The organism is Pseudonocardia yuanmonensis, from assembly GCF_039542425.1.
Lineage (GTDB): Bacteria > Actinomycetota > Actinomycetes > Mycobacteriales > Pseudonocardiaceae > Pseudonocardia > Pseudonocardia yuanmonensis.
This window is the reverse complement of the sequence record NZ_BAABIC010000020.1, coordinates 37324-55392: the sequence shown is the minus strand read 5'-3', so window position 1 is coordinate 55392 and position 18069 is coordinate 37324. Positions and strand designations below refer to the sequence as shown.

12 protein-coding genes are annotated in these 18069 nt (G+C 76.8%); 8 read left to right on the top strand and 4 right to left on the bottom strand.

Features of this window, described 5'->3' with window-relative positions; genetic code table 11:
* Window positions 1-22: 22 nt before the first annotated feature.
* From ABD990_RS25300 to ABD990_RS25275, 6 genes are all read left to right on the top strand, one after another.
* Window positions 23-871 (top strand): class I SAM-dependent methyltransferase, encoded by an 849-nt coding sequence (locus tag ABD990_RS25300; protein ID WP_345383244.1) that lies wholly within the window; start codon window positions 23-25, stop codon window positions 869-871.
* A gap of 67 nt (window positions 872-938) precedes the next feature.
* Window positions 939-1886, top strand: coding sequence for an NAD-dependent epimerase/dehydratase family protein (locus ABD990_RS25295; protein WP_345383243.1), 948 nt, complete (start codon window positions 939-941; stop codon window positions 1884-1886).
* Window positions 1883-2362, top strand: a complete 480-nt coding sequence (locus ABD990_RS25290; RefSeq protein ID WP_345383242.1) for an NAD(P)-binding protein — start codon at window positions 1883-1885, stop codon at window positions 2360-2362. Before ABD990_RS25295 ends, ABD990_RS25290 begins: the two co-directional genes overlap by 4 nt.
* Window positions 2363-2418: 56 nt before the next feature.
* Window positions 2419-5151 (top strand): ATP-binding protein, encoded by a 2733-nt coding sequence (locus tag ABD990_RS25285; RefSeq protein ID WP_345383241.1) that lies wholly within the window; start codon window positions 2419-2421, stop codon window positions 5149-5151.
* Between the two features lie 45 nt (window positions 5152-5196).
* Window positions 5197-6765: an FAD-dependent monooxygenase gene (locus ABD990_RS25280; protein WP_345383240.1), complete on the top strand. Its 1569-nt coding sequence runs from the start codon at window positions 5197-5199 to the stop codon at window positions 6763-6765.
* Window positions 6766-6816: 51 nt separating this feature from the next.
* On the top strand, window positions 6817-8049 hold the full coding sequence (locus tag ABD990_RS25275) for an MFS transporter (RefSeq protein ID WP_345383239.1): 1233 nt from the start codon (window positions 6817-6819) through the stop codon (window positions 8047-8049).
* Here the strand turns inward: ABD990_RS25275 and ABD990_RS25270 are convergent.
* The gene (locus ABD990_RS25270; RefSeq protein WP_345383238.1) at window positions 8022-9653 is read right to left on the bottom strand and encodes a flavin-containing monooxygenase; all 1632 of its coding nucleotides are present in this window, start codon (window positions 9651-9653) and stop codon (window positions 8022-8024) included. The two genes, ABD990_RS25275 and ABD990_RS25270, sit on opposite strands and share 28 nt — an antisense overlap.
* A 106-nt stretch (window positions 9654-9759) precedes the next feature.
* Entirely contained in the window at window positions 9760-10608 is an 849-nt protein-coding gene (gene ilvY / locus ABD990_RS25265) for an HTH-type transcriptional activator IlvY (protein WP_345383237.1), read from the bottom strand.
* Window positions 10609-10683: 75 nt separating this feature from the next.
* On the opposite strand from ilvY, the gene ABD990_RS25260 reads away from it, so the two are divergent.
* A complete protein-coding gene (locus ABD990_RS25260; protein WP_345383236.1) occupies window positions 10684-12129 on the top strand; it encodes a ketol-acid reductoisomerase in 1446 nt (481 codons plus the stop codon).
* A gap of 61 nt (window positions 12130-12190) precedes the next feature.
* Window positions 12191-13249, top strand: a complete 1059-nt coding sequence (locus tag ABD990_RS25255; RefSeq protein ID WP_345383235.1) for a tartrate dehydrogenase — start codon at window positions 12191-12193, stop codon at window positions 13247-13249.
* A gap of 81 nt (window positions 13250-13330) precedes the next feature.
* On the opposite strand, the gene ABD990_RS25250 is transcribed toward ABD990_RS25255, so the two are convergent.
* Both ABD990_RS25250 and ABD990_RS25245 read right to left on the bottom strand, forming a co-directional pair.
* Complete coding sequence (locus ABD990_RS25250; protein WP_345383234.1) at window positions 13331-14743, bottom strand: FAD-binding oxidoreductase; 1413 nt, start codon at window positions 14741-14743, stop codon at window positions 13331-13333.
* Between the two features lie 69 nt (window positions 14744-14812).
* Window positions 14813-18010: an ATP-binding protein gene (locus tag ABD990_RS25245; protein WP_345383233.1), complete on the bottom strand. Its 3198-nt coding sequence runs from the start codon at window positions 18008-18010 to the stop codon at window positions 14813-14815.
* Between the last annotated feature and the right edge of the window lie 59 nt (window positions 18011-18069).

The window sequence follows — 18069 nt, the reverse complement described above, 5'->3', positions numbered from 1 at the left end:
GGGGGACGCCAGGGGGGACGCCATGACCACGGACCGGGACGGGGCCGGCGTGGCCGCGTCGAACGCCGAGCAGCGCGCGCAGTGGGGCGGGGACCTAGGGCTGCTCTGGGCGGCCCGGGCCGCCCAGTTCGAGGCGTCCGCCGCGGGCTACGACGCGCCGCTGCTCGCGGCCGCCGACCTCGCCCCCGGCCTGCACGTGCTCGACGTCGGCTGCGGGACGGGGTCGGTCACCCGCAAGGTCGCCGGCGCGGTCGCGCCGGGCGGCACCGCGACCGGAGTGGACATCTCCGCCCCGATGCTCCAGGTCGCGCGCGAGCGCAGTGCCGGGATCCCGGGCGTCGAGTTCCTCGAGGCCGACGCCCAGGTGCACGACTTCGGCGGTCGCTACGACCGGGTCGTCAGCCGGGGCGGGGTGATGTTCTTCGGCGACCCGCCCGCCGCGTTCGCGAACCTCGCGCGCGCCCTGCGGCCGGGCGGCCGGCTGGCGTTCCTCGTGTGGCGGTCGCTCGCCGAGAACCCGTGGATGCACGACCTGATGACCGCCCTCACCGGCCGGACACCGCCCGAGCCCCCGCCCGGCCCGGGCGCGTTCGCCCTCGCCGACCCCGATCGGGCCCGGGCCCTGCTCGAGGGCGCGGGGCTCGCGGAGTTCCGCGTGGAGCCGTGCGCGGCGCCGGTCGTGCTGGGCCGGGACGTCGAGGAGGCGTTCGGGCTGATCGGCCGGATGATGGCGGGCGCGTTGGCCGGGTTGGAGCCCGTCGAGCGGGAGCGTGCGGTCGCGGCCCTGCGGGCGGTGCTCGCCCGCGGCGCGGGTCCCGGCGGCGTCGCCCTCGGGTCGGCCGCGTGGCTGCTGACCGGGCGGGTCGGCTGAGCGGACCCGGAGCCGTGTCGGAGCGGCCACCCGTGACGATACGTCTGCGCATCGACGAGGAGGGGTCATGCAGTCCGAGCTGCACGTGGTGGTGGGTGCGACCGGGGGGACGGGCACCGCGCTCGTCCGTGAGCTGGTGCGACGGGGGCACCGCGTCCGGGCCGTGAGCCGCGGCGGCGGGGGCGGCGGGCCCGGCGTCGACGCCGTGGCCGCCGATGCGACCGACGCCGGGCGGATGCGCGAGGTGTGCGCGGGCGCCGCAGCGGTCTACAACACCGTCAACCCGCCCTTCGACCGCTGGACCGAGGCCTTCCCCGCGGCCGTGCGGGGGACGCTGGCCGGGGCGTCGTCGGCCGGCGCGCGACTGGTGTTCGCCGACGACACGTGGATGTACGGGCGCGTCGACGCCCCGATGACCGAGGCGACGCCGGTGCGGCCGGTGAGCGCCAAGGGCGTGCTGCGGGCCTGGCTCGCCGAGATGGTGCTGGCCGCGCACGCCCGCGGCGACTGCCCGACCGTGATCGCCCGCGCCGGCGAGCTGTACGGGCCGCGGGTCGACTCGGTGCTCGGGCCAGCCCTGTTCGGTGCGGCCGCCGCCGGTCGACCGCCGCGCTGGATCGGGGCGCTCGACCGCCCGCTCACGCCGACCTTCGTCGAGGACTTCGCGGGCGTGCTCGCCACGCTGGGCGGGGTGCCCGCGGAGGACCTCGGCCGGGTCTGGCACGTGCCCCACCCCGCGCCGACGACCGGGCACGAGTTCGTGGCGGAGCTGCGGCGGCGGACCGGCTGCCGCGCCCCGCTGGTCCGCGTCGGGGCGCGGACGGCCCGGGTCCTCGGCCTGCTGTGGCCCCTGGCCCGCGAGGGCGCCGAGCTGGTCTACCAGTTCGAGATGCCGTTCGTGGTCGACGGCTCCGCCTTCGCCGCCCGGTTCGGCTTCACGCCGACCCCGTACGCCGAGGGCATCGCCCGCACGCTCGGCGCGGCGCCCGCCCGTCCCGCGGCGGCGCCGGCATGAAGGTGCGGGTGATCGGCGCCGGGATCGGCGGGCTCGCCGTCGCGGCGGGGCTGCGCCGGGCGGGCGCGGACGTCGTGGTGCTGGAGCGATCACCCGAGCTCCGACCCGTGGGAGCCGGGATCTCGCTGTGGGCCAACGCCTTCACCGCGCTCGACGTCCTCGGCCCGGGCCGCGCGGTCCGGGCCCGCACCAGCAGCGCACCGGTGAACGAGACGGGCGAGGCGCTGGACGCCGCGCTGGACCGCTACGACGCGCTCCGCCGGCCCCGCACCGCGCGGCTGATGCGTGCGTCCCGACGGGTGGGGGCGGTGGCGCAGGCCTCCTCCCCCGTCGCCGTGGGCCTGCGCGACCTCGCCCTCCGCCTCACGCCCGGCGTGCTCGCCGACGTCCCGCTGCGCCGGGTGCAGGCCTGGCAGCCGCCGGCGGAGCGCCCCGGAGCCGCGTCCCTGAGCCACGCCCCTGATCAGCGCCCCTGATCGACGCTCCTGCCTATTGGCTTCCCGGCCTCGCCCGACCGCGCTTCACTGATCGGGTGCAGACCGTCGTCCGCAGCCCCGTCCTGGTCGGACGGGCGGCCGAGCTGGCCGAGATCCGCCGGCTCGTCGCGACCACGGCGGCAGGCGGCGGAGGGTCGGTCGCCGTCGTCGGCGAGGCCGGGATCGGCAAGACCCGCCTGCTCGACGAGATCGCATCGGCGGCGACGACCGCCGGGCTCACCGTCCTCACGGGGCGCGCGGTGCCCGGTGGCGGCGTGTTCCGGCCGCTCGCCGAGGCCGTCCTCCCCCGTCTCGACGACCCGGCGGGCGACGGCGACGCGGTCCGGCCGTACCGCGCGGCCCTGGAGCGGCTGCGCTCCGGTACCGGACCCGAGTCCGGTCCCGGGGCCCCCGACCAGGCCGTGGTCCTCGGCGAGGGGCTGCGCCGGCTGCTGCGGGTGGTCGCGCCGGGCGGCTGCGTCCTGCGGCTCGAGGACCTGCACTGGGCGGACCGGGACACCCTGGCGACGGTCGCGTCCCTGACCGGGGCGGGCCCCGGGCTGCTCGTCGCGGTGTCGTCCCGTCCCGGTCCCGCCGCCACGCGGCTCGCCACGGCACCGGGCCTGCGGGTCCTGGAGCTGCGGCCGCTCGACCCGGCCGGGGTCGCGGCGCTGGTCGCGGCCTGCCGGGACGGCTCACCCCCGTCCGACGACGAGGTCGCCGCCCTGCACGCCCGCTCGGAGGGGCTGCCGTTCGTCGTCGAGGAGATGCTGGCGGCGCCCGCGCGGGCGGTCCCGCCGACCTTCGCGGCGCTGGTCGAGGGCCGGCTCGACGCGCTGGCGCCGGCGGCCCGGCGGGCGGTCGAGGCCGCCGCGGTGCTCGGGCCGGTCCCGGACTGGCAGGTCCTCGGGCCCGTCGCCGGCCTCGGCGAGGACGAGGTCGGCGAGGCGCTGCGTGGCGGGGTCCGCGAGGGTCTGCTGGCGCGCGAGGCCGGAGCGGGCCGGGCGGAGCTGCGCTGGCCGCACGCCCTGACCCGGGAGGCGGTCCTCGCCGCGCTGCTCCCGGCCGAGCGGGCCCGCCTCGCGGCCCGGGCCGCGGAGGTGCTCGCCGCCGCCGGTGGCGGCCCGGCCGCGGCCGCGCTGTTCGCCGAGGCCGGACGGTCCGACCGCGCGGCCGCCCTCTACCTGCGCGAGGCGCGGGCCGAGGTCGCGCGGGGCGCGCTGCGCGCGGCCGTCGACCACCTCGACGCGGCCGAGCGCGCCGGGCCCGGCCCGCCCCTCGACACCGAGGTGCTGCGGGAGCGGATCCGGGTGCTCACCCTGACCGGCCGCGCCCACGAGGCGCTGGACCTCGGCGCGGCCCGGCTGTCCGGCGTCACCGGGGACCGGCACGCCGACCTGTGCCTCGACCTGGCACGCACCGCGGTCGTCGCCGGGCGGTGGACCGTGGCGGACGACTTCGTCGAGCGGGCCGGGCGGCCCGACGACCCGCGCTCGGCGGTGCTGCGCGCCGACGCCGCCTTCGGCGCGGGCCGGGTCGACGAGGCCGCGGAGCTCGCGGCCCGGGCCGTGGAGCGGGCGGAGCGCGCGAGGGCCCCGGAGAGCCTGTGCGAGGCGCTCGGCGTGCTCGCCCGCACCCGCTGGCGCACGGACCTGGCCGCGACCTCGGCCGCCTTCCGGCGCGCCGCGCAGGTCGCCGCCGAGCACGGCCTGGTGCCGTGGCGGGTCACCGCGCTGTTCGGTGCCGGGATGATGGAGGCCCTCGACGGGGACGAGCACCCCACCCTCGAGCTCGCCTGCACCCTGACCCGCGACGTGGGGATGCTCGCCCACCTGGCGTCGGCGGAGATCATCCTGGCCGACGTCGCGCTCATGACCGACGGTCCGGACGCGGGTGAGGTGCACTCCCGGCGCGCCCTGGACACGGCGTTGCGCCTGCACCTGCCGGCCCTCACGGACATCGGCCGGATCCAGACCGCGGCCGCCCTCGCCGCCCGCGGCGACGCGATCGGCGCCGAGGCCCTCCTCGCCGACGTCCTCGAACCGAGCCCGGGCAACCGCGCCACGACCGCGCTGGCCCGGGGCGTGGGTGCGCTGGTCGAGCACGACCTGCCGCGCGCCGCCCGGGAGTTCGACGCGGAGATCGACCGTGTGCTGGAGGACCGGGCGACGCCCCTGCTCGCCCCGGTCGGCGCCTGGCTGCTGGTCCACGCCGTCCTCGACGGCGGCGAGCGGGCGCGCGCGCAGCTGACCACCCATCCGTCCGGGCTGTCCCGGTCGATCCGCGCCGCCCTCGCCTACGCCGACGCGGTCGCCGCCGGGCGTGCCGGGCGGGCGGCGGAGGCGGCGGAGGCCCGCGTCCGCGGCGACGAGCTGCTCGGGCGGCGGGCGTGGTGGCGGCGCCTGCTCCATCCGATGGTGCTGGAGTGCGCGGTGCGGGACGGCTGGGACGACCCCGTCCCCGTCCTGCGGGCCGACCTCGCCGCGCACGAGGCCGCCGGCGCGGAACTGCAGGCCCGCACCTGCCGCGACCTGCTGCGCGCCGCCGGGGCGCCCACCCGCGGCCGGCACGGCACGACCGTGCCGGCCGGGCTGCGGGAGAAGGGCGTGACCCGGCGCGAGTACGAGGTGCTGGTGCTCGTGGGCCGCGGCCTCACCAACCCCGAGATCGCGCAGCGGTTGGTGCTGTCCCGGCGGACGGTGGAGACGCACGTCGCGAACCTGCTGGCCAAGACGGGCGCGGCCCGGCGCACGGAGCTGCACCGGTGGGCCGGGGGCCAAACTCGGTAGTTCTCACGGATCCGCCGGCCGTCGCCGCGGCGGACAGTTCCGGCCATGCAGACGAACCCCAGCCCGATCGAGACCGACGTCCTGGTGGTCGGGGCCGGCCCCGCCGGGCTCGCCACGGCCCTGGCCGCCGTGACGCACGGGGCGCGCGTCCTCGTCGTCGAGCGGCGCGGCACCACCTCGACCATCCCGCGCGCCACCGGCGTGAGCACCCGGACCATGGAGATCCTGCGCGAGTGGGGCCTCACCGACGCGGTGCTGGCCGGCGCGGTCGGCGACGTCCCGCCCCGGATCGCGGTCGCCGACACCCTCGCCGGCCCGGTGCGCGAGTACCGGGACGTCGGGTACCCCTCGCGGCGCGAGGCGCTGCGGGCCAGCCCGACGCACCCGCTGCTGTGCCCGCAGGACCACCTGGAACCGCTGCTCGTCGCGGAGCTGCGGCGCCGCGGCGGGGAGGTCCGCTTCGACAGCGCCCTCGTCGACCTCGCCGTCACGGACGGGGTCGAGGCCCGGCTGGCCGGGGGCGACCGGGTGCGGGCCCGGTTCGTCGTGGGGGCCGACGGGCCGCGCAGCCGGATCCGCTCCGCGCTCGGCATCGGGCTGCAGGACCTGGGCACCCTCGGCGACTACGCCCAGGTGCTCTTCCGCCCGGACGCGGCGTCCGGGGTCGACGCGCTCTTCGCCCGCGAGCCGAACGTGCTGTGGGCGATCGAGCACCCCGAGGCCGCCGGTGTGCTGCTGCCGGTCGGCGGGGGCCGCTGGTGCTACGCCCGGCAGCTCCACGACGGCCGGGACCGCACCGGCGCCGAGGGCATCGCGGCCTACACGCCGGAGTTCTGGCGCTGGCTGCTGCGCGGGGCGACGGGCCTGCCCGACCTCGAGCCGCAGCTGCTGGGCATGCAGGCCTTCACCATGGCCGCCGCGGTCGCGACGGCGGTCCGCTCCGGGCCCGGTTTCCTCGTCGGCGACGCCGCGCACCGCATGACCCCGGTCGGCGGCAACGGGATGAACACCGCGATCCACGACGGCCACGAGCTGGGCTGGCGGCTGGGCTGGACGGTCCGCGGGTGGGCGGGCCCGGCGCTGCTCGACTCGTACGTCGAGGAGCGCGAGCCGATCGGCCGGGCGCGGGCCCTGCGCTCGCTGCGCCCCGGCGGCACCGACCCGATCGACGGGCTGGCCGGCGACATCGGGCTGGCCTACCGGTCCGGCACCCTCGCCACCGGGCCCGCCGACGGGGACCTGCACCTCGGAACCGGGACCGCGCAGCCCGGCGAGCGCCTGCCGCACGTCTGGATCCGGGGCGCGGGCGGCCGCCGGGCGGTTCTCGACCTGCTCGGCCCCGGGTTCACGCTGTTCACCGGAGCGGCGGACGCCGACTGGCGCACCGCGGCCGCGCACCTGCCGGTGCCGGTCGAGGTCCCGGTGGTCGGCGACCGGGTCGCCCGCCGCTGCGGGCTGGGGCCGCGCTCGGCCCTGCTGGTGCGGCCGGACGGCGTGATCGCCTGGCGGCACGACGCCGGTGCGCGGGAGACCGCGGCCGACCACGCCCGGGCGCTCGCCCGGGCCGTCGGGACGGCCGTCGGCCTGGAGCCCGCCGTGGCCTTCGCCGCCTGACGGCGCGAATGCCGAGCGGTGTCCCCGGCGCGTTCCGTACGCTGCACGGTGATGGCGAGCGGCACGACCGGGGAGACCGGTACGACGGGACCGGGGCGGACGGAGCGGCGGGCGCGGATCGCGGTCGCCGCCGTGTTCCTCACCAACGGGGCGGTGTTCGCGAACCTGCTCCCCCGCTACCCGGAGATCAAGGCCTCGCTGGAGCTGGGCAACGCCCAGCTGGGCGCGGCCGTGGCGGCCTTCCCGTTCGGTGCCCTGCTGGCCGGGCTGACGGCGTCGGCGCTGGTCCGGCGGTTCCGGTCGTCGCGGGTGGCGGCGTTCGGGACGATCGCGGTGGCCGTCGGCATCCTGCTCGCCGGGCTCGCCCCCAGCTGGGGCCTGCTGGCCGGGACGCTCTTCGTGGCCGGAGCGGCGGACGCGGTGGTCGACGTCGGGCAGAACGCCCACGCGCTGCGCGTCCAGCGGCGCTACGGCCGCTCGATCCTCAACTCCTTCCACGCCACGTGGAGCGCCGGGTCGGTGCTGGGCGGGCTGATGGGATCCGCCGCGGCCGGGCTCGCGATCCCGCTCGGCCTGCACCTGGGCGTCTCCGCCGGGATCTTCGTGGTGGTCGCACTGGTCGCGTACCGGTTCCTGCTGCCCGGTCCGGAGGACGCCGAGCGCGAGCCCACCGCCTCCCCGGCGCGCGTGCGGTCCCGGGCCGGCGGTCGCGCCCTGCGGGTCCTGCTGGTCCTCGGCGTGATCGCCTCGGCGGGTGCGTTGGTCGAGGACTCGGGCGCGTCCTGGGCGGCGGTCTACCTGTCCGGCAGCCTCGGCGCGGCCGCGGCGGTCGCCGGGCTCGGGTTCGTGGCCCTGCAGGCGCTGGAGTTCCTGGGCCGGGTGGTCGGCGACCGGCTCGTCGACCGGTTCGGCCAGCGCGCGACGGCCCGCGGCGGTGCGGCGATCGTGGTGGTCGCGATGGGCCTGGCCCTGGCCTTCCCGTCGGTCCCGGGCACCATCGTCGGGTTCGGCCTGGCCGGGCTCGGGGTGGCGACGCTCATCCCCGCCGCCATGCACGCCGCGGACGAGCTGCCCGGCCTGCCCACCGGGGCGGGGCTGACCGTCGTCAGCTGGCTGCTGCGGATCGGGTTCCTGGTGTCGCCCCCGGTCGTCGGGCTGGTGGCCGACGCGACCTCCCTGCGCGTCGGCCTGCTCGTCGTCCCCCTGGCCGGGCTGGTGATCATCGCGGGTGCGGGGGCGCTCCCGCGCCGGGCGGCTCAGGCGGAGAGCACGAAGCCCTCATAGCCCTTCTCCGCGACCTCGGCGCAGGTCCGGGCATAGGCGGCCATCCCGCCGGCGTAGGGCATGAACACCCGCGGCTTGCCCGGGACGTTCGCGCCCAGGTACCACGAGGTCGAGGCCTGCGGGAGCAGCGTCCGGTCCGCCACCTCGTTGACGTGCGCGACCCAGGCCCGCTCGGCCTCCTCCGTGGTCTCCATCCGCGTGACGCCCTTCTCGCGCAGGTGGACCAGGCAGTCCGCGATCCACTCGACGTGCTGCTCGATCGCGGTCGGCATGTTGCACAGCACGGACGGGCTGCCCGGCCCGGTGATCGTGAACAGGTTCGGGAAGCCCGCGACCTGCAGCCCGAGGTGCGTCACCGGTCCCGCGGACCACTTCTCCCGCAGCGGCAGCCCGCCCGATCCGCGGATGTCCAGCGCGAGCAGCGGGCCCGTCATCGCGTCGAACCCGGTGGCGAAGATGATGACGTCGAGCGGGTGCTCCGCGCTGGTGCGGATCCCGGCCGGGGTGATCTCGCGGATCGGGTCGGCTCGCACGTCGACGAGCGAGACGTTCGGCCGGTTGTAGGCCTCGAAGTAGTCGGTGTCGATCGGCGGGCGCTTGGTGGCGAAGCCGTGGTCGCGCGGGGTCAGCTTCTCCGCCGTCGCCGGGTCCCGCACCACCGACCGGATCTTGGCCCGGATGAAGTCCGACGCCGTGTCGTTGGCCGCCCGGTCCGTCAGCAGGTCGGCGAAGGAGGCACGGAACTTCAGGCTCCCCCGCTGCCAGGCCTCCTCGTAGATCCGGGTCCGCTCGGCCTCGTCGACCGCGAGCGCCGAGACCTCGCTGATCAGGAAGGGGTGGCCGTTCGTCGACTCGCGCTGGATCCGCCGGATCTCGTCGTAGCGGGCCTTCACCTCGGCCCGCTCGGCGGCCGAGACGGGGCCGTTGCGCGCGGGGATGCTGTAGTTCGCGGTGCGCTGGAAGACGGTCAGGTGCGCGGCCCGTGCGGCGACCACCGGCACCGCCTGGATCCCCGTCGAGCCGGTCCCGACGATCCCGACCCGCTTCCCGGCCAGGTCCACGCCCTCGTGCGGCCAACGCCCCGTGTGGAACCACTCGCCGGCGAAGGTGTCGAGCCCGGGTATGTCCGGGACGTTCGCGGTGGACAGGCAGCCGACGGCCGTGACGAGGAACCGGCAGGTCAGCGTGCGGTCGGCCGTGCGCACCGTCCAGGTGGAGGTCTCGTCGTCGAACGCGGCGGACTCGACCCGGGTGTCGAGGTCGATGTCGCGGTACAGGTCGAACCGCTCCGCCACGTGCTCGAGGTAGGCGCGGATCTCGAAGTGCTCCGGGTACCGCTCGGTCCACTCCCACTCCTGCTGGAGCTCCTCGTCGAACGAGTACGAGTAGTAGTAGCTCTCGGAGTCGCACCGCGCGCCCGGGTAGCGGTTCCAGTACCACGTGCCGCCGACCCCGCCGCCCTGCTCGAGCACCCGCGTCCGGAAGCCCTCGGAGCGCAGCGCGTGCAGGGCGTACAGGCCGGAGAACCCGGCGCCGACGACCACCACGTCCAGGTCGATCTCGGTGCCGGTGCCCGAGTCCGCCGAACCGTTGCGAAACGTCATCGTTCCCTCCCGCCACCCCACTCTGCGGGACGCGACGGTGATCCGCCAGATGCAGCTGACTCACCGACCGCCGAGTGCCTTCTGCCCCTGCAGGGGCAGTTCCCGCTCACGACCCCGCCCCACCTGCGGTGAGCTCCCACAGCGCCGCGACGATCGGGCGCCGCAGGTCGGCGCGGCGGACGCAGAGCCCGATCGGGAAGGGCGCGAGCCCGCCCTCGACGACGGTGAGCCGGTCCGCCACCCCGCTCGTCTCCAGCACGAGCCGCGGGACGATCCCGGTGCCGTACCCGAGGGCGACGAGCGCGAGCAGCCCCTCGTGCCCGTCGGGCTCGGCGGCGATCACCGGCGCGGTGCCGCGGGCCCGGAACCAGCGCTGCGCGGCCTCCCGCACCAGCCCGCGGCGCGGCACCACGAACGGCCCGCCCGCCGCCGCCTCCCGCCCGCGGGCCGTGACCAGGACGAGGTCCGTGGTCGTGAGGGTGCGGGTGAGGATCGCGTGCGGCAGCCGGTGCGGGAGCCCCGCGACGGCGGCGTCGACCTCCGCCTCCTCGAGCCGGGCCAGCGCCGCCGCGGCGTCGCCGGTGCGCAGGTCCACACGGACCTGCGGGTGCGCCTCGCGGAACGGCGCGAGCAGCGCGGGCAGCAACGCCTGGCAGGCCGTGACCGTGGCGAACAGGCGCAGCTCCCCGGCGAGGTCGGCGGGCTCCTCGGCGCCGGCCCGGTACCCCGTCCACAGCGCGAGGGCCTGCTCGGCGTAGCCGGTGAACCGGCGGCCCTCCGCCGTGAGCGCCACCCCGCGCGGGCCACGGTCCAGCAGCCGGGCGCCGGCCCGCGCCTCCAGCCGTTGCACGGTGCGGGTGAGCGTGGCCGGGCTGACGTGGCACTCCAGGCTGGTCCGGCCGAAGTTCAGCGTGCGGGCGAGGTGCAGGAACAGCTCCAGCTCGCGGTGCTCCATCTTTCACCTCCCGCAACGCCCCGGTGCAGTTCTTGCGCTTGTCGCAACGATCCCGCTGACCCTACAACGGGGGCCATGCGATCGGACGTCTTCACCACCGAGCCCCTGGCCGTCCCCGGCGGCACCGAGACCGTGCTGCGCGGCGGCCGGCACCTGTTCCCGCTGCTGCCGGCGGCGCTGCACGGCGTGCGCCGGATCGGCGTGATCGGCTGGGGCCCGCAGGGCCGCGCCCAGGCCCGCAACCTGCGGGACTCGTTGGCCGGCACGGAGGTGCGGGTCGCCGTCGGGCTGCGCCCCGGCTCGGCGTCGGCCGACGACGCCCGGGCCCACGGCTTCACCGAGGCCGACGGCACCCTGGGCGACTGGCTGGCCGTCGCCGCCGAGTCCGACCTGGTGATCCTGTTGATCGCCGACGCCGCGCTCGCCGCGCACCACGAGGAGCTCTTCGCGGTCCTGAAGCCGGGCGCGACCATCGGCCTCTCGCACGGCTTCCTGCTCGGTCACCTCCGCGCGACCGGGCGCGACTTCCCGGCCGGCCACCCGGTGATCGCGGTGTGTCCCAAGGGCATGGGCGACTCCGTGCGGCGGCTCTACGAGCAGGGCGCCACCGTCAACGGCGCCGGGATCAACGCCAGCATCGCCGTGCACGCCGACCCGGACGGCCACGCGGGAGACCGCGCCCTGGCCTGGTCCGTCGCGCTCGGCTCCCCGTACACCTTCGCGACCACCCTGGAGAGCGAGTACCGCTCGGACGTCGTCGGCGAGCGCGGGATCCTGCTCGGCGCGGTGCACGGGCTGGTCGAGGCCCTCTACCGGCAGTTCCTGCTCGACGGCGCCGACCCGGTGACCGCCTACGAGCGCTCCTGCGAGGCCGTGACCGGGCCGATCGCGCACACGATCTCGCAGGCCGGCCTGCGCGCGGTCCGCGACGCCGTCGCCGACACGGAGCTCTTCGACCGCGCCTACGCCGCGACCTACGGGCCGGCGCGCGAGATCCTCGCCGAGATCTACGACGAGGTCGCCGACGGCACGGAGCTGCGCAGCGTCGTCCTCGCCGACGCCCGGCTGGCCACCCGGCCGATGTCGCGGATCGGCGGCTCGCCGATGTGGGCGCACGGCGACGCCGTCCGCGCCCGCCGCGGCACGCACGAGGCCGTGATAGACCCCGTCACCGGCGGGATGTTCGTGGCGACGATGGTCGCCCAGGTCGACGAGTTCGCCGAGCGCGGGCACGCCTGGTCGGAGATCGTCAACGAGTCGATCATCGAGGCCGTCGACTCGCTGCTGCCTTACATGCACGCCCGGGACGTGGCGTACATGGTCGACAACTGTTCCCGCACAGCGCGGCTCGGCACCCGGCGCTGGGGCCCGCGCTTCCAGGCCGCCTACGAGCAGATCGCGCTGCCGGCGCTCGCCGCCCCCGCGGACCCCGAGCTGGTGCACGCGTTCCTCGACAACCCCGTGCACGAGGCCCTCGCCGCGGCCGCCGCGCTGCGCCCGAGCGTCGACATCGCGGTGTAGCCGCTCGGGAGGGGCGATGGCCGCCCTGGCGACGATCGCCACGCACGGGGAAGGTGGGCGCATGAGCACGACACACCGGATCGCCCTCATTCCCGGCGACGGCATCGGGCAGGAGGTGATCCCGCCCGCGACCGCGGTGCTCGACGCGGTGGGCCGCCGGCACGGCCTCTCCTTCACCTACGACGAGCTCGACTGGTCGTGCGAGCGCCACGCCCACGAGGGCGCGATGATGCCGGCCGACGGCCTGGACCGGATCCGGTCGCACGACGCGATCCTGCTCGGCGCGGTCGGCTGGCCGGGCGTCCCCGACCATGTGTCGCTGTGGGGGCTGCTGATCCCGATCCGCCGCGCCTTCGCCCAGTACGTCAACCTCCGCCCGATCGCCGTGCTGGAGGGCGTGCCCAGCCCGCTGTCCGGCGCGAAGGCCGGGGAGGTGGGCTTCGTCGTCGTCCGGGAGAACGCCGAGGGCGAGTACTCCGAGATCGGCGGCCGGATGAACCGCGGGCTGCCCTCGGAGCTGGCCGTGCAGGAGGCGGTGTTCACCCGTGCCGGGATCGTCCGGATCGCCGACTACGCCTTCACCCTCGCGGCGTCCCGGCGCAAGCACGTCACGAGCGCCACCAAGTCCAACGGCATCGTGCACACCATGCCCTTCTGGGACGAGGTCGTGGCCGAGCGGGCGGCCGCGTACCCGGACGTCGAGCTGCGCAGCGAGCACATCGACGCCCTCGCCGCGAAGCTGGTGCTGCAGCCCGAGCGGTTCGACGTGATCGTGGCCTCGAACCTGTTCGGCGACATCCTCTCCGACCTCGCCGCCGCGGTCGCGGGCTCGATCGGGATCGCGCCCTCGGGCAACCTCAACCCGGAGCGCGAGTTCCCGTCGATGTTCGAGCCGGTGCACGGCTCGGCGCCGGACATCGCCGGCCGGGACCTGGCTAACCCGCTGGGCGCCATCTGGTCCGCTTCGATGATGCTCGACCACCTCGGGCACCCCGAGGCCGGCGCGGAGGTGCTCGACGCGGTGCGGGCCCAGCTCGCCGAGGGAGAGGTCCGGACGCGGGACATGGGCGGCACCGCGGGCACCGCCGAGTTCACCCGCGCCCTCCTCGACCGCCTCTGATCGAGGAACGAACGGCACTCTCGCTCACTAGGTCTGAGCGGAAGTGCCGTTCGCTCACCATGGGCCTCCCTACACGAACGCTCAGTCCTGGGCGGCGGGGCGGATGTTCTGGTTGAGGTGGAAGACGTTGTCCGGGTCGTAGTCCCGCTTCACGCGGGCGAGCCGCGCGTAGTTGCCGCGGTAGGAGGCGCGCACCCGGTCCTGGCCCTCGTCCATGAGGAAGTTGACGTAGGCGCCGCCCGCCGAGGTCGGGTGCAGCTCCTCCCAGTAGTCGCGGGTCCAGCGGGTGATCCGCTCGGCGTTGCCCGGGTCGGGGTCGACGCCGACGATGACCCCGGCCCACCCGCCGTCGCGGTACGCGAAGGCCGTCTCGTCGTCGGCCACCCGCGCGGCGGCGCCGTCGATCGGGTACAGGTGCATCGTCGAGTGCCCGGTGGGCAGGAGCGGGCCGAACTTCTCGTGCACCGCGACGCCGGCGTCGGAGATCTCGTCGAAGAAGTCCGCCCGCCAGTACCACTGCAGGCCGGCCGGGTAGAGGCCGTCGAACGCGCTCTGCAGGGCGGAGAAGGGCATCGGCGCCACCCCGACGAGCAGCGGCGCGCCGAACTCGCGGATCGGGGCCAGCACCTCGTCCGCCCGGTCGTGCGGGCCGGTGTAGCACCAGACGATCCCGCAGACCTTGCGGCCCCACATCTCCTCCGGGAAGGGGGCCGCGGGCGGGACGGTGAGCAGCGCGAACCAGCCGCTGAGCTCCTCCGGCAGGGACGGCACCAGGGCGCGGTACCAGCGCAGCACCTCGCCGGTGTCGGCGAGGTCGTAGAGCACGGGACCGGCCACGACCGTGCCGTGCTCGCCGATCTCGTGACAGCGGAAGGTGAAGGACGTGACGACCCCGAAGTTGCCGCCGCCGCCGCGCAGCGCCCAGAACAGGTCCGGGTGCGAGGACGGGCCGGCGGTCACGGCCCGCCCGTCGGCCAGCACGACGTCCGCCGACAGGAGGTTGTCGACGGTGAGGCCGAAGCGGCGGGTGAGGTAGCCGATGCCGCCGCCGAGCGCGAGGCCGGCGACCCCGGTCGAGGCGATGAACCCCGACGGCGTGGCCAGGCCGGACGGCACCGTGGCCCGGTCGACGTCGCCCCACGTGCAGCCGGCGTCGACCCGGACGGTGCGCCGCTCGGGGTCCACGTCGACGCCGCGCATCGCGGAGAGGTCGACGACCAGGGCGTCGTCCCGTACGCCGAGGCCGGCGGCGTGGTGCCCGCCGCTGCGGACGGCGATCTCGATCCGGTGGGCACGGGCGAACCGCACGGCGGCGACCACGTCGGCGGTGTCGCGGCACCGGGCGATCGCGGCCGGCCGCTGGTCGATCATGCCGTTGTAGACGGCACGGGCGTCGTCGTAGCCCGGGTCGCCCGGGAGGATCAGCTCGCCCCCGATGTCGGTGGCGAGGTCGGCGAACGGCGTGCTGGTGGTGCGGGAGGGCGTGGCGGTCACACTCGCTCCTTCGGTCGGTGCGTCCGACGTGCTCGGGCGCGGCACCGGCCGACGCTAGGAACGCACCGTTCACGCGTCGTTCGGGTGCGCGGCCGGCGTCCCCGGCCGCGGACGAACGGCGAACGCCCCGTCCGCGGCACCGTCGGGCACCCCGTCGGGCACCCCGTCGGGCACCCCGCGGACCACCCCGCCGGGCACGGCGTCCGACACCCCGCGGGCCTCGAGATCGGCCCGGCACCGGGCCAGCAGCGCCACACTCCCCTGCCGGGCGGCGAGCCGCGCGGCCTCCCGCAGCCGCTCGACCGCGCGCCCGGGGTCGTCGTGGACGGCCCGGCGCCGCAGCACCTCGGGGATCCACCAGACGTCGTCGTGGGCCCGGCCGGCCGCGAGGGCGGCGTCGAGGGTGGCCGCCGCGGCGTCCGGCCGGCCGTCCCGCTCCAGCCGGTCCGCGAGCAGCGACAACCAGTACGGCATCCGCGCGAACGCGTCGTGCGCCTCCAGGCTGGCGATCCCGGTCCGCACCAGGTCGGTGCCCGACGCGTCGGTCCGCGACCAGCCCTCGAGCACCCGGGCCCAGTCCTCGTAGTAGGCGAAGGAGTAGCGGTCGCACAGCCCGCGCAGCTCGTCGACGACCCGGCCCAGCTCGATCCGGTCGTTCCGGAGCTGGTGGGTGATGGCCCCGTACGCCAGCGCCACCGCCAGCACGAACGGGTTCCCGGTCGTGCGGGCCAGCGCGATCGCGTCCCGGCTGCTGGCCACTGCGGCCGCGGGGTCGCCGAGCAGCCAGTACGCGTGCGCCGCGAACCCCCGCCCGTGCACGTCCGCCCGGGTGCCGATGCTCAGCGGGTGGAAGCCGCCGAGCTCGACGGCGCGCCGCAGGTGCTCGAGGGCCTCGGCGGGCCGGCCCAGGCTCAGCGCGGAGCCGCCGAAGGCGAAGTGCGCCGGACCGCTCAGCTCGGAGTCGGGTTCGACCAGGGACAGCGCGCGGCCGGCGGTGCGGTGCGCCTCCTCGGTGTCGCCGTGCACGAACAGGGACGTCCACAGCCCGACCAGCCCGTTGAGCTGGGCGTCCCGGCGGCCCAGCAGCTCCGCCCGCGCGACCGCGCCCTCCAGCGTCTCCCGCACCCGCGCCGATGCATAGCCGAACCGTGCGTTCAACGGCGCGGCCATCGCCTCCAGCAGGGCCAGCTCGCGCCGCGCCCGGTCCCGCCCCTCGGGCAGGGTCCGCACGATCGCCAGGGCCTCCTCCAGCAGCCGGACGGCCTCGCCGTGGGCGAACATCCCGGCGGCGACGTCGGCGGCGCGGCGGTAGTGCCCCACGGCCCGCTCCCCGTTCCCGGCCCGCGCGTACTGCTCGGCGAGCTGGGCGGAGACGGCGTCGGGGTCGTCGGCGTGCAGCATCTCCAGGGCCTGGGCGACCCGGCGGTGCAGCAGCCACCGCCGCGGCCGGCTGACCTGCGCGTACGCGGCCTCCCGGAGCAGGTCGTGGGAGAAGTCGTAGCCGTCGCCGGTCTCCCGCAGGATGCGCGCCCGCCACAGCTCGTCGACGGCCCGGACGACGGTGTCGGCGTCGAGATCCGCGGCCTCGGTGAGCAGGTCCAGGGTGAAGTCGCGGCCGACGGCGGCCCCCAGCCCGGCGACGTCGCACGCGGCCGGCGTCATCTGCTGCAGCCGCCGGGTGAGCACGGCGGTGACCCGGCCGGCCGGGGCGGACCCGGACGGGTCGCCCGCCCGGGCGGTCTCGACGATGTAGAGCGGGAACCCGCCGGTGGTGGCCTGCAGGAGGGCCGCGTCCGCGGGGTCGGGCGCCCGGCCGGTGACCGCCTCGACGAGCGCGGCGGTGTCCGCGGCGTCGAAGGGCGGCAGGCGCACCTCGGTGAGGAGGCCGGCGGCCTGCATGCGGCTGATCCACTGCGGGAGGCCCGGCTCCTGGTCCTCCGGGTCGTCGCGCAGGGTCGCGACCACCAGGATCGGGGCGTCCGGGGTGAGCTTGAGGCAGAACGTGAGGAAGGCGAGCGTCTCGGGGTCGCACCAGTGCAGGTTGTCGATCGTCAGCAGGATCGGGCGGCCGAGGTGCAGCAGCGCCCGGGCGATGCCCTCGTAGAAGCGGTGGCGCTGCCAGGCGTCGACCATCGCGGACGGGCCCGGTTCGGCGCGGGCGCGGCTGGTGGGGACCAGCCGTTCGACCTCGGTCCGCCACACGCCGTCGAGCCCGGTGAGCGCCGAGCGGATCGCCGGGGTGCGCAACCAGTCCGCCACCGGCGCGAGCGCGAGCCGGCCCGCCGTGCCGAAGCACTGGGCCTCCGCGACGACCGCGCCGCCGCGGCGGACGCGGTCGGCCAGCTCGGCCATCAGCCGGGACTTGCCGACGCCGGCGTCGCCGCGCACGACGAGCAGTCCGGGCCGCCCGGCGACGGTGCGGCGCCAGCGGTCCTGGAGGAACCCCAGCTCCCGGACCCGGCCCACCAGCTCCGCCCCGGCCCGGCCCGCCCGGCCGGGCGCCGGGGCCGACGCGGGTGCCGGGGCGGCGGGACCGCCGCGGGCCAGCACCCGGTCGAGCGTGCGTCGGGTCTGCGGGTCCGGTACCACGCCCAGCTCCCGCTCCAGCAGCGAGGCGCAGTGGTGGTAGGTGCTCACCGCGCCGGCCCGGTCCCCCGACTCGGCCTGCAGCTCCATGAGGTGCCGGTAGCCGGCCTCCTCCAGCGGCCGCAGCTGCACCCGGCGCCGCGCGAGCCCGACCGCCTCGCCGGGGTCGCCGGCGCGCGTCCGCGCCGCGACGGCCCGGTCGAGCAGGTCCACGCACTGCTGCTCCAGGACCGTCCGCTCGGCGAGGGCCCAGTCCTCGACGCTGCCCGGCAGGAACTCCCCCCGGTACGTCCCGAGGGCCGCGTCCGCGTGCGCCAGGAACGCCGCCGTGTCGCCCCGCGCCTCGGCGGCGAGCGCGGCGGCCCGGGACCTCGCGAACTCCCGGACGTCGACCCGACAGTCCGGCGCGTCCTGCCAGCCCAGGTCCCGGCTGCTGACCAGGAGCGACGATCCGTCGCCGAGCAGCCCGCGCAGGTGGTGCAGCTCGCGGCGGAGGTTCGTCAGGGCCTGGTCGTCCGTCGAGTCGGGCCAGAAGAGCGGGGCGATGCGCTGGCGGGGCTGCGGGGACCCGGCGTGCACCACGAGATAGGCGACCAGGAGGAGGGTGCGCGACGGCCGGACCAGGACCGTGCCGTCGGCGTCCCGTACCACCTGCTCGCCGAGGAGCGTGACCTCCAGCATCCCGGCCCCCTCCGCACGGGCCCGCCTCGGCACGGCGCGCGGCCGTCCCGCCAGCGTCC